The sequence below is a fragment of the Thalassobacillus pellis genome, from assembly GCF_016908295.1.
In the GTDB taxonomy this organism is placed as follows: Bacteria; Bacillota; Bacilli; order Bacillales; family Halobacillaceae; genus Thalassobacillus; species Thalassobacillus pellis.
In genome coordinates, this window is record NZ_JAFBDO010000001.1 from 247,763 (window position 1) to 259,882 (window position 12,120).

The window sequence follows — 12,120 nt, forward strand, 5'->3', positions numbered from 1 at the left end:
ATTAAAGACTTCCCTTCGTGCTTGGTACTCCAGTAATCCTTGGGTCTACCTGCGTCGCTTCATCCAGGGACCTTGCCAGCGCTTTAAACATCGCTTCGACGATATGATGAGTATTATGACCGTGATGAAGAACGATATGTAGATTAATTCGCGCTTCTAACGCAAACTTCCAGAAGAACTCATATACATTCTCCGTATCAAATGTCCCTAACTTTGAAGCAGGAAGCTCGGCTTTCCACTCGAGGTGCGGGCGATCGCTCAAATCGACTGCGACTGTCACTAATGTTTCATCCATCGGAAGCGTCATGGAACCATATCGCTTAATGCCTGTTTTATCTCCTACTGCTTGGCGGAAAGCTTGACCCAGACAAATACCGATATCTTCGGTGAGATGATGGTCATCAACCTCTATATCCCCATGCCCTCTCACTGTAAGATCAAACAGTCCGTGCTTGGAGAACAACTCCAGCATATGGGACATAAACGGAACCTGTACATCCAGTTCTGGCAATCCGGAACCATCAAGGTTGATCTGTAAATCAATATCCGTTTCCCTTGTTTTTCGCTCAATGGCTGCAGTCCTGTTGTTACTTGTCATTGTTCGTCCTCCTTCCGCTTCTCGACTGCCCGTGCGTGAGCTTCCAACCCTTCCATTCTGGCAAAACGGGCAATTTTTTTATGATTTTCCTCCCACGCCTGTCGGCTGTAAGAAATGATACTTGACTTTTTAACAAAATCATCGACATTCAACGGACTGGAAAAGCGGGCAGTTCCATTAGTCGGTAACACATGATTCGGTCCGGCAAAATAATCGCCGATTGGCTCGCTGCTATACCTGCCAAGAAATATCGCTCCTGCATGTTTGATAGATGGCAGGACGTCAAACGGCATTTCCGTTATTATTTCGAGATGTTCCGGCGCTATTTCATTGACCGTATCTACTGCCTCACTCAGTGATTCACATAAAATGATGGCACCATAATTTTCGATGCTTTTCAGGGCGACTTCCTGCCTTGGAAGAGACTGCAACTGTTTTTCGAGTTCCATTTGCACCCCTTCTGCTAATACCTCACTTGTGGTCACAAGCAAGCTGGATGAACGGGCATCATGCTCAGCCTGCGACAATAAGTCAGAGGCAACTTCAGCAGGACGCGCTGTTTCATCTGCAAGAATGACAATCTCACTTGGCCCGGCGATCATATCGATGGCAACGTCCCCGAACACTTCCCGCTTAGCCAGCGCTACAAAAATGTTACCTGGCCCAACAATTTTATCGACAGGTGGTATGGATGTTGTTCCATATGCAAGGCCTGCCACAGCCTGAGCACCACCAGCTTTATAGATCTCATCCACTCCTACTATATCAGCGGCAACCAGCACGCCTGCCGGAATATTCCCGTTCTCGTCAGGTGGTGTTGTCATAGCGATTCTGTTGACACCGGCAGCCTTTGCGGGAATGACATTCATAAATACAGAGGACGGATAAGCAGCAGTTCCCCCGGGTACATAGACACCAACAGCATCAATTGGAGTGATTTTCTGACCTAATATCGTTCCACTTTCCTCCGCATTAAACCAGGATTGCCTGACCTGTTTTTCGTGGAAATTTCTAATATTCTCAGCTGCTTCTCGCAAAACGGCAATCATTTCATCATCCATATCCTGATAGGCGTTAGTAATTTCTTCCTCGGTTATCTTCAGGTTTTCCAGTATGGCGCCGTCAAACTTTTTCGTATAATGAAAAATTGCTTCATCCTGACGTTCCCGTACATCGGCTATGATCGCTTGCACTGCCTTCCGCTGCTCTTCCGTTCCGGCATCGACACTGCGCTTAAAAGTCTGCATATCTGCTTTACGGAGCAGCTTCATTTGACTTCCTCCCCTATGACTATACTTAATTGCCTGACCATTTCATCTATTTCATCGCTTTTTAATCGAAAACTGACTGGGTTGACGATAAGTCTCGAGGTGATCTCCGTTATTTTTTCATACTCGACCAGCCCGTTTTCACGCAATGTACGTCCAGTTGAGACAATATCAACAATTCTATCCGCAAGGCCAATCAATGGTGCAAGTTCTATTGAGCCGTTCAACGGTATGATTTCTATTTGTTCCCCTTGCTCGCGAAAATAATCTGCAGCTACTTTCGGATATTTGGTAGCAATTTTCGGAGCTATTCTGCTAAGTGGCTGATCTGGAAGTCCCGCAACCGCGATATAACATGGACTGATGCCTAAGTCGAGCACTTCATATACATCCCTATCCTGTTCGAGCAGCACATCCTTACCGGCAATTCCTATGTCTGCAGTCCCATATTCGACGTAAGTGACCACGTCCATCGGTTTTGCCATCATGATCCGCAAGTTCTGTTCGGGAAAATCAAGAATTAATTTTCTTGAATCCTCCTGATCTGTAAGAAGATCATACCCCGCCTGCTGCATCAGTCCTGCCGCTTCCTCAAAGATACGCCCTTTCGGCATGGCAATTGTCAAGGGTTTAGGCATCAAGACCACCTCCTGATTGCGTCAAATCAATAGTATCTGCTAATTCTGCTTTGAATTTTTCCAAGTCTGGAATTTGATCCGTATGCTGAAGCAGTACGCTTTTCCCTTCCTTTCTAAGGGCGGCTGCCTGTTTTATACCTTGAGAAAAGCTGTCATTATCGAAGATCACACCGATTCGCTGCTCTTCAGGAGCTTTTGCACCAAGCGCTTCCACAAGGCGCTCTAAGTGAATCGCAAATCCTGTGGCAGAGGCATTCAATTGAAAGGATGGCAGCAGCTTATCATAACGGCCGCCATTACAAAGCAGGGAACCGAGGTCAGGTGCATATCCTTCGAACAGAATTCCGGTATAATAATTCATATGACTGATTAAATTCAAATCAAAGCTGACATACTGTTCCACCTGATACTCCTTTAGTATACGATACAACTGTTTCAGTTCATTGATCGCCTGGAGACACTCCTGATTCCGTGCCAGGGACTTGCTTTTATCAAAAATTTCATCCTCTCCACGGAGCTTCATCAGATCCATTAGTGACTCTTTCTCCTGTCTTTGAATAGGCAGAGCCTCAACCGCCTTCTGGTAGCCTACATAGTTCTTTCGATAAAGGTAACCCATCAGTTCTTCGATCGTCGCCTCATCATTCTGTAGAAATTCGCTGAAAAATGCTTGTACATAACCAATATGCCCGATTGTAATTTGGAAATCTTTCAATCCAGCATGCTGCAATGAAAAAATCAAAAGGGCGATCACTTCGGCATCCCCATAAGAGGAATGATCACCAATCAATTCCGTCCCCACCTGTTCAAACTGAGCAGGCTTCCCGCCTTCCGTCTGCTGCGCACGAAAAACCGGGCCATCATAAGCCAGACGAAGCGGATACTCTGCGTTTCTCAATTGGGAAGCTGCCACACGGGCAATCGGTGCTGTCATATCCGGTCTTAAAACCAGGGAATGACCCTGCTGGTCAAGAAGCTTGAATAATTGCTGATTTAGTGTTGCACTCGCTTCGCCAACAGTTTCGTAATATTCAAGTAACGGAGTATCAATGAACGCATAACCGAACTCTGTAATAGTTTCTGTAAGCAGCTCTATTGTCTGCTTTTTCTGGTTATAAAAAAAGGGAAGCGTATCCCGCATCCCAAGTGGCTTTTCAAACATCAACCGTTTTGCCAATGGTGTGCATCCTTTCTCCCGTAAAATTTTCGAAATCCTTTATCGTGCTAACATGATAGCGTATTAAAGAAACATCGTCAAACACCTTTTACTGGACATCTACCCTGAAAGTCCATAATTTCAACATTATGAAGCGGTTATTATTAAAGTTAACTATACCTGTTTTTTTTACACCCTGCTACACCTGGTCGTCTGTCATCTGTTCGATTTTTAAAATACAGCCATCAAAAAAGTAGTTGACTTCCTCACTAAATGTTATATATTTATAACATATAGTTATATTATTTTAACATTCTAACGGGAGGTTTCCACGGTGAAAAATAAACATCTTTTATGGATGGTCAGCATAACTGCCAGCTTAGTGCTCTTAGGATTAGTTTTTAGGCTCATCGGTTTAGGGAAGGCAAGGGATTTGACGGAAGTGTATTATTTAGGTGTCCTGATCGTTATATTCCTGCTGGTTATTGTGCCTGTTTTTATTAAATTGCTCCGCGATAACAGAGAGGGGATTCCCTTCAACGATGAACGCTCGAACAGAATCAAAATGTTTGCTGCGGGAAATGCTTACTTTCACTCCTTCCCTTTATGGTTAGGACTGCTTGCCTTCCATAAGCACTTCGATCAAGATGACCTGCTGATGACAGGTCTGGCTGGAATGGTTATCCTTTTTGGGATCAATTGGCTTTACATGAATAGAAAGAAAGGATTTACAGAATGAAAACCCGCATCAAAGAATTGCGGGCACGTTATTCCTTAACACAGGCAGAGCTGGCCAGGAGAGTTGGCGTCAGAAGAGAAACCATCGTGTTTTTAGAAAAAGGAGAATATAATCCATCCCTGAAATTAGCCGTCAAAATATGCCGGGAGCTTAATACCCCAGTAGAAGAGCTGTTTCTCTTCGAGGACAACGAATTAGATAAATAATCACAAAAGTTCGGCCGTATGACCAAAATATGATCGCCTAGCTGTGCTCGCTCCTGAAGGATTATCCACCCATCCATTTTTATAAAACCTTAGCCAAAGACAAAACGGACTGTATGGAATTTCATGTCCATACAGTCCGTTTGTTTCTACAACTTTAGTTTTCAGTATCCTTCGATTTCCGTGGCGATTTTTTTGTTTTCCCCAAAGTGCCTGATCATTGTTTTACCTGTTCTATCGGTTTTACCGCTTCCTGTAAGCGCTGATTCAATTCTTCTGTATATTCTTTTCTCTTTGCATCTGTCCAACCAAGCTTTTCGCTCATAAAGGAAATGACAAGCTCCTTGTGCTTATGAACCCATTCGATATCGAAAAACATTGCCCCGGTTCTTCGGATGAAAAAGTCCACAGGTTTATATGCTGCCTCCCACTCCATTGCATAACGGAGCATAGCAATGACAAGTGGGTCTTTTCCCGATTTTTTTGTTTCTCCTTTTTCTTCATCAAAGAACTTGAATACCTGATCAACGTTTGATCCGTACATATCAGCCCAGTGTCTGGCAGCTTCCTCTGTTAGTCCCAGGCGAATTCCTTCCTTGGTTTTTTCCTCTAAAAATTTTTCAAAGCCTTTTGATCCACCGACATCGCCACCTGATATTGGCATATGCTTCGTTTCTGAATCGGTATAATGAATTCCCTCTTCTTTGGCGAACATATCACGCACAAGATCAATGGCAGTCTGCGACATTTTACGGTATCCTGTCAGTTTACCGCCTGCAATAGAAATCAACCCAGAATCCGATACGAAAATTTCATCTTTTCGGGATATTTCAGATGGGTCTTTTCCTTCTTCATGAATGAGAGGACGAAGTCCAGCCCAGCTTGATTCTACATCCTCCTGCGTAATTTCAAGTGTTGGGAACATATAATGGATAGCTTCAAGCAAGTACTTCCGATCATCTTCTGTCATTGTTGGATGGGAGGTGACTTCCTTGTAATCCGTATCTGTGGTGCCGACGTATGTTTTACCGTCCCGGGGAATCGCAAATATCATACGGCCATCTGGCGTGTCAAAATAAATTGCCTGGTTGAGCGGAAAACGTTGTGCATCAAATACTAAATGCACACCTTTCGTCAAGTGCAGGGTTTTACCTTTTTTTGAGCCATCCATTTCCCGCAGCTCATCCACCCACGGGCCACCGGCATTAATTATTTTCTTTGCGTGAATAGTATACTGTTGATTTGAAATCTGGTCCTCAACGACAGCTCCGGAAAGATTGCCATCCTCCCGGTAAATAAAATCCACCACTTTTACATAATTAAGTGCAGATGCCCCGTGTTCAACGGCCCTTTTCATAACCTCGAGTGTAAGTCTGGCATCATCCGTTTTATATTCTACATAAAATCCTGCCCCTTTTAAGTTTTCGCGCTTAATTAGTGGCTCCCGTTCGATAGCTTCCTCAGGTGTAAGCATCGTCCGTCTTTCTTTTTTCTTCACACCGGCAAGGTAATCATATACCCGAAGGCCGAGACTGGTTGTGAATGGACCAAAGTTTCCTCCTTCATGGAAGGGCAGCATCATCCACTCAGGCGTGGTTACATGCGGTCCATTTTCATAAACAATCTCCCGTTCTTTTCCGACCTCTGCTACCATTTTTACTTCAAACTGTTTCAAATAACGAAGACCGCCATGTACCAATTTTGTAGAACGGCTGGAAGTGCCTGCTGCAAAATCCTGCATTTCTACTACTGCTGTTCGCATTCCCCTGGATGCTGCATCTAAAGCGAGACCTGCACCTGTTATGCCGCCTCCGATAATTAATACATCAACCTGTTCACTGCTCAGATTTCCAAGTACCTCTTGCCGTTTATAACTGGAAAACTTGCTCACTTCAAACCTCTCCTTTTGCTAAAACTAGGATGCGATTGGCATTTACTATTATTTTTATACCCTTGAAATCTCCTATTCATGTAAGAGGAAATGCATTTAGATAAACTTGGCTTGTCGCCAACTCCTTATGGCGAAAGCCTTCGTTATACTTCTACTTTATTCCTTTAACAAAGTTAAACTTTCTTAAAGTACAAAAAAAGCCAATATAAAAAGAGACCACAACTATCTTTATAGCTGTTACCTATAAAGAAGTGTGGTCTCTCCGTTTCTCCAACCGAATCCTATTAACTTCTTCATTAATTATAACAAGGCTTTTTCCTTTGGGCAATGATTAAGGTTTAAAAACCCGGGCAGCTTCTACAGCCTTCTGCCATCCCCGGTAAAGGCTGTCGCTTTCAGATTCCACCATATCAACGTCAAACACTTTTTCCACTTCCCACTGGGCAGCTATCTCCTCTTTACTTTCCCAAAAGCCGACAGCAAGTCCTGCGAGATAAGCGGCACCCAAGGCAGTCGTTTCATTTACCTTCGGCCTCTCAACAGGAACTTGAAGAATATCACTTTGAAATTGCATCAGAAAATCATTCTTCACTGCGCCGCCATCCACACGAAGCTGTTTCAAGTCAATACCGGAGTCGTCTGCCATTGCATCAGCCACGTCCTTTGTCTGATAGGCGAGCGACTCCAGTGTAGCACGGACAAAATGCTCCCTGGAGGTGCCACGAGTAATGCCAAACACCGATCCCCGCGCCTCACTGTCCCAATAAGGCGTTCCAAGACCGACAAAAGCAGGAACGACATAAACTCCGTCAGTGGAATCAACTTTACGGGCAAAATCCTCACTTTGAGGGGAGCTTTCAATCATTTTCAACCCGTCTCGCAGCCATTGAATTGCTGAACCTGCTACGAATATACTGCCTTCAAGGGCATACTCCACTTTACCGTCCACTCCCCATGCAAGGGTCGTCAACAAGCCATTTTCTGAAACAACCGGTTTTTCCCCGGTATTCATCAGCATAAAACACCCTGTACCATAAGTGTTTTTTCCCATGCCTTTATCAAAACAAGCCTGTCCAAATAACGCCGCCTGCTGATCTCCTGCTATTCCAGCTATCGGAATATTTTCACCGAAGAAATGATAGTCTACTGTTTTCGCGTACACTTCCGATGACTGTTTCACTTCCGGAAGCATGCTTTCTGGCACTCCTAAAATATCAAGAAGCTCCTGATCCCATTCCAGTTCGTAGATATTATACATCAACGTCCGTGAAGCATTGGAATAATCGGTAATGTGAGCTTTCCCTCCTGACAACTTGTACACAAGCCATGAGTCGATCGTTCCAAATAACAGCTCGCCATTTTCTGCTTTCTGCCTGGCTCCTTCTACGTTATCAAGTATCCATTTAACCTTTGTTCCCGAAAAATAAGGATCGAGCAGCAGCCCTGTTTTATCCCGGAATGTCTCGTTATGCCCTTGCTCACGCAGTCTATTACATATATCCTGTGTCTGGCGGGATTGCCATACAATAGCTTTATAAATAGGTCGGCCAGTATTTTTATCCCAAACGACCGTTGTTTCGCGCTGGTTGGTAATTCCGATTCCTGCTACCTGTTCGGGCTCGATTTGCGCTCTGGTCAATGTATCGGAAATACAGGCAAGTGTTGATGTCCAGATTTCCCCTGCATCATGCTCCACCCAGCCAGGTTTTTGGAAGTATTGCTGGAATTCCTTTTGTGCTGTCTGTACAATTTCTCCGGCATGGTTGAATAAAATCGCCCGGGAGCTAGTGGTTCCCTGATCCAATGATAAAATGTATTTTTCCATTCCCCATGTCCTCCTCTGATATTTGTTCTACTATGTAGCCCATTCGAAGCGGAAAGTCTATATTCCTGCCTTACCCGGCAATAAGAGAAACTTGGCTTGTCGTCAAGACCTTATGGCGAAAGCCTTAGTTTCACTTTTACTTTGACTCTTTAACAAAGTTAGACTTTTTTAAAGGGTAAAAAAATCCACACCAACTGCGTTTCAGCGCTTGCTGACTATGCAGATGTGTGGATCTCCGTTTCTCCAGCCACTATCTTAACTTGTATATAGTTTAAACTACTAAAAAATGAAAACGGTGTCAATCAAATTGCCATAAATCAGAGCGGGAGGTGGATACAGCTGATGCTCCAGCTTCTAACGCCTGGTCAATTTCATTCTTGTTACGGATCAGCCCGCCAGCAATGATGGGAATATGTAATTCTGCTTTAATACGGGCGATCTGATCTGGAAGGACACCCGGCAGCACTTCCACGTACTCAGGTTTTGTCCGTTTAATGAGTTTCATATTGTAATCGATGGCATGGCTGTCAATCAGGAACATGCGCTGGATAGCGGTCATATTGTATTTTTTAGCCTGTCGGATTACGCTCATTCTTGTAGAAATGACACCGTCCGGCTTGATTTCCCGTCCTAGAAATTCCATACCATACTCATCCGTTTTCAACCCCTGGATCATATCGGTATGGAGAAAAATTTTCTTATTATATTTCCGACAATATTTCACCATACTTTTAAGCAGAGCAATACGGGAATCTAGAATAACAATGTAGCGGGTATCACTTTCAAGCAGGGATTGGAAGTCTTTCATATTCTTCACCGCAGGAAGTACCGTCTGATCAATCATAGCCGCCCCCCTCCTGGTCTTGAAAAAAGAGATCGTTTGCTTTTCGCTTTTCCATTTCCTCTTTCGTATAGATGATCCGCATCGGGTTACCACCTGCAAAGCATCCAGCAGGAACGTCTTTATGTACCAATGTACCTGCAGAAACGATTGCTCCATCTCCAATCGTTGTACCTGGAAGGATGGTTGTATTTGCCCCGATCATCACTTCATCTCCGATACAGACATCGCCAAGTCGGTATTCTTTGATTAAATATTCATGAGCAAGGATGGTGGTGTTATACCCTATGACGCTATTTTTACCGACGGAGATTTTTTCCGGAAACATAATATCCACCATTACCATTAAGGCGAAAGCAGTCTGTTCTCCGATATCCATCTTTAAAAATTTCCGATATAACTGATTTTTCACCTGTAAAAATGGCGTATATCTTGCCAGCTGTATAACGGCAAAATTTTTCACCACTTTTAAAAAAGGAACCGTCTTATAGATATGCCAAAGCGAGTTGGCATTTTCGACACGATGCCGTTCCGTCCTGCGCATGAATCATCCTCCTAGGATATCCAATAAATCTTGCATCTCCAACAGCATATAATCAGGATTAAGCTCGTCTAAAATCTCCCTGCCTTTGATGGTCCATGCCACTCCAGCTGTTTTCGTTCCGGCATTTTTTCCTGCAAGGATATCATGGGTATTATCCCCAACCATTAATGTTTCAGCTGCCTCTGCATTCAATGCAGCCATGGCCTGTTCAATTGGTTCTGGATGGGGCTTGGCGTTAACGACATCATCAAGTGTAACGACGACCTCAAACATGCCGTTCAGCCCAGTCAGTTCCAGTCCCATATTAACAGTCTGTCTCATTTTCGTTGTAACAATGCCAAGTCGGTACCCTTTCTCACGCAGTGCCTGAATCGTTTCGACAACGCCCGGATAGGCTTCAACAAAATCATCGTGATGACTGATGTTATGTTCCCGATAAACATTTACCAACTCCTCCACTTTTTCCGGATCGATTTTTTCCATGCTATCCCTAAGCGGGGGTCCGATAAAAGTCAGAATTTCATTTCTTGAGTAGGGGCGTCTGCCATATTCTTTAGTTGTATGCATAAAGGATTCAATAATCAGCTCATTCGTATCAATCAAAGTACCATCTAAATCAAAAAGAATTGTATTTACGTTCATGGAGTGTGTCCTCTCTTTCCTGTTGTAGCCTGTTCCAAATGAAACCAACTGCTGCTGTCAATAAAATAGCTGTTACCAAACGAAAAGCAAGCAGTGGCAGAACTGGGATTCCAAGCGGGATGAAAATCAATGTATCTTCTATGACAGCATGGCAGGAAACAAGGAATATCATTGCCAGGTACATATCTTTTTTTGATACTCCGTCTTCTTTAACTGCCTGGATCATTAATCCTGCACCGTAGGCCAGACCAATAGTAAGACCTGCTGCGAGTGTCATGGAAGTATTACGTTCCATACCTAAAAATTTTGTAAAAGGGGCAACCCAGCTTGAAAAAATGTTGAGCCAGCCTTTTTCACGCAAATATTGCATGAAGATCATCAGTGGAATGACAATCAATGCCAACTGGACTATACCCATAAGTGCTGTCTGCAGCCCTTGGACAATGATTTCCCCCCACCCTTGAGGCATGCTATTTGTCTGAGGAGTAAGGCCATAGTCTGCCTGGTCACCTCCACCGTTCCACACGATGTTGATAGTCAGTCCTGAGATAAATGCAAGTCCCAGTCGTATCCCGATAACAAACCACCAGCCGACCCCGACCCGGGATGCGACTGTGGTTTCAATAAGAAGATTGTGCGAAAACGATAGCATCACTGCCAGGATGAATACCTCTTTAACGGTAAAATCAAAGGAAATAATGGCTGCAATTCCTGCATAGAGATTCAAAAAGTTGCCGAGAACAAGGGGAACTGCCGCCTGACCGGGAAGCCCAAGAAATTTCATTACTGGAGCAATCAGGTCGATGACCCAAGGGAGAATCGGTGTATATCGCAGGATAGTGACAATCAATGTAACAGGAAAAATCACTTTTCCTAATGTCCATGTTACATTCAAGCCTTGTATCCATCCACGCTGTAATATTCCTGTCACGGTAGCTCCCCCTCTATTTTGCTTTTTTGCCGTTATAGTGCTTATCTGCAAGATTTGTCTTTCTACGATAGATGATTGCCGTTACTGCAAAGATAATTAATACGACAGAAATTGCCTGGGCTGTTCGGATTTCTCCAAACAGGTAGAGACTGTCTGTACGCATCCCTTCTATGAAGAATCGGCCGAAAGAATACCAGATAACATAGCTTAAGAACACTTCTCCTCGTAATGGATTATAACGCCTTAACACCACTAACAATACTACACCAAGGAAATTCCATACCGATTCGTATAGAAACGTTGGGTGATAAAGTGTTCCATCAATGCACATCTGATTATTAATAAATGCTGGTAAGTATTGCATGAAACTATTATAAAAACTTTCTGAAACTGGGCCGCCATGTGCTTCCTGGTTCATAAAATTTCCCCAACGGCCAATAGCCTGTCCTAATAGAATACTCGGGGCGGCGATATCCAGCAGCATCCATACAGAGATCTGCTTTACTCTTGCATAAATGATGGCGGTGATAACAGACCCGATTAAAGCTCCATGAATAGCTATGCCGCCTTCCCAAATAGCAAAAACGTCCCACCATCTTCCTCCTGTATACCGCTCCCATTCGAATAGGACATAATAAATACGCGCCGATATGATAGCGACAGGAATGGCAATGACAACACCATCAATCATCAGATCCTTTTTCAGTCCGAGACGCTCTGTTTCCCTGATAGCAAGCCAAAGGCCAAGATAAGCACCAAATGCGATGATTACCCCATACCAATACACGGTCAGTGGACCGAGTTCTAAAAATACACGACTTAACGGTTCAGCACTACACCTCAC

At 43.9% G+C, this 12,120-nt stretch carries 13 protein-coding genes; 2 read left to right on the forward strand and 11 right to left on the reverse strand.

The features are described from left to right. Position 1: 1 nt before the first annotated feature. Genes hisB through JOC33_RS01320 form a run of 4 tightly spaced genes read right to left on the reverse strand, consistent with a single transcriptional unit; the run spans position 2 to position 3,681 of the window. A complete protein-coding gene (hisB, locus tag JOC33_RS01305) occupies positions 2-598 on the reverse strand; it encodes an imidazoleglycerol-phosphate dehydratase HisB (protein ID WP_205090220.1) in 597 nt (198 codons plus the stop codon). Next, positions 595-1,869 (reverse strand): histidinol dehydrogenase, encoded by a 1,275-nt coding sequence (gene hisD / locus JOC33_RS01310; RefSeq protein ID WP_205090221.1) that lies wholly within the window; start codon positions 1,867-1,869, stop codon positions 595-597. Before hisD ends, hisB begins: the two co-directional genes overlap by 4 nt. Further along, positions 1,866-2,504, reverse strand: coding sequence for an ATP phosphoribosyltransferase (gene hisG, locus JOC33_RS01315; RefSeq protein WP_205090223.1), 639 nt, complete (start codon positions 2,502-2,504; stop codon positions 1,866-1,868). The genes hisD and hisG overlap by 4 nt, the downstream gene beginning before the upstream one ends. Beyond that, positions 2,497-3,681, reverse strand: a complete 1,185-nt coding sequence (locus JOC33_RS01320; RefSeq protein ID WP_205090225.1) for an ATP phosphoribosyltransferase regulatory subunit — start codon at positions 3,679-3,681, stop codon at positions 2,497-2,499. The genes hisG and JOC33_RS01320 overlap by 8 nt, the downstream gene beginning before the upstream one ends. A 313-nt stretch (positions 3,682-3,994) precedes the next feature. Between JOC33_RS01320 and JOC33_RS01325 the strand changes: the two genes are divergently transcribed. Both JOC33_RS01325 and JOC33_RS01330 read left to right on the forward strand, forming a co-directional pair. Then, the gene (locus JOC33_RS01325) at positions 3,995-4,399 is read left to right on the forward strand and encodes a hypothetical protein (RefSeq protein ID WP_205090226.1); all 405 of its coding nucleotides are present in this window, start codon (positions 3,995-3,997) and stop codon (positions 4,397-4,399) included. Continuing rightward, a complete protein-coding gene (locus tag JOC33_RS01330; RefSeq protein WP_205090227.1) occupies positions 4,396-4,605 on the forward strand; it encodes a helix-turn-helix transcriptional regulator in 210 nt (69 codons plus the stop codon). The genes JOC33_RS01325 and JOC33_RS01330 overlap by 4 nt, the downstream gene beginning before the upstream one ends. 214 nt (positions 4,606-4,819) lie before the next feature. On the opposite strand, the gene JOC33_RS01335 is transcribed toward JOC33_RS01330, so the two are convergent. The 7 genes from JOC33_RS01335 to lgt all read right to left on the reverse strand — a co-directional run bounded on the left by JOC33_RS01335 (position 4,820) and on the right by lgt (position 12,120). After that, a complete protein-coding gene (locus tag JOC33_RS01335) occupies positions 4,820-6,493 on the reverse strand; it encodes an FAD-dependent oxidoreductase (protein WP_205090231.1) in 1,674 nt (557 codons plus the stop codon). Between the two features lie 331 nt (positions 6,494-6,824). Further along, a complete protein-coding gene (gene glpK / locus JOC33_RS01340) occupies positions 6,825-8,318 on the reverse strand; it encodes a glycerol kinase GlpK (RefSeq protein WP_205090235.1) in 1,494 nt (497 codons plus the stop codon). Positions 8,319-8,616: 298 nt separating this feature from the next. Further along, positions 8,617-9,162 (reverse strand): glycerol-3-phosphate responsive antiterminator, encoded by a 546-nt coding sequence (locus JOC33_RS01345; protein ID WP_205090236.1) that lies wholly within the window; start codon positions 9,160-9,162, stop codon positions 8,617-8,619. Continuing rightward, positions 9,155-9,703, reverse strand: coding sequence for an acyltransferase (locus JOC33_RS01350; protein ID WP_205090237.1), 549 nt, complete (start codon positions 9,701-9,703; stop codon positions 9,155-9,157). The genes JOC33_RS01345 and JOC33_RS01350 overlap by 8 nt, the downstream gene beginning before the upstream one ends. A gap of 3 nt (positions 9,704-9,706) precedes the next feature. After that, the gene (gene ppaX, locus JOC33_RS01355) at positions 9,707-10,345 is read right to left on the reverse strand and encodes a pyrophosphatase PpaX (protein ID WP_205090238.1); all 639 of its coding nucleotides are present in this window, start codon (positions 10,343-10,345) and stop codon (positions 9,707-9,709) included. Further along, positions 10,320-11,276, reverse strand: a complete 957-nt coding sequence (locus JOC33_RS01360) for a nucleoside recognition domain-containing protein (RefSeq protein WP_205090239.1) — start codon at positions 11,274-11,276, stop codon at positions 10,320-10,322. The genes ppaX and JOC33_RS01360 overlap by 26 nt, the downstream gene beginning before the upstream one ends. A 13-nt stretch (positions 11,277-11,289) precedes the next feature. Continuing rightward, the gene (lgt, locus tag JOC33_RS01365; RefSeq protein ID WP_205090240.1) at positions 11,290-12,120 is read right to left on the reverse strand and encodes a prolipoprotein diacylglyceryl transferase; all 831 of its coding nucleotides are present in this window, start codon (positions 12,118-12,120) and stop codon (positions 11,290-11,292) included.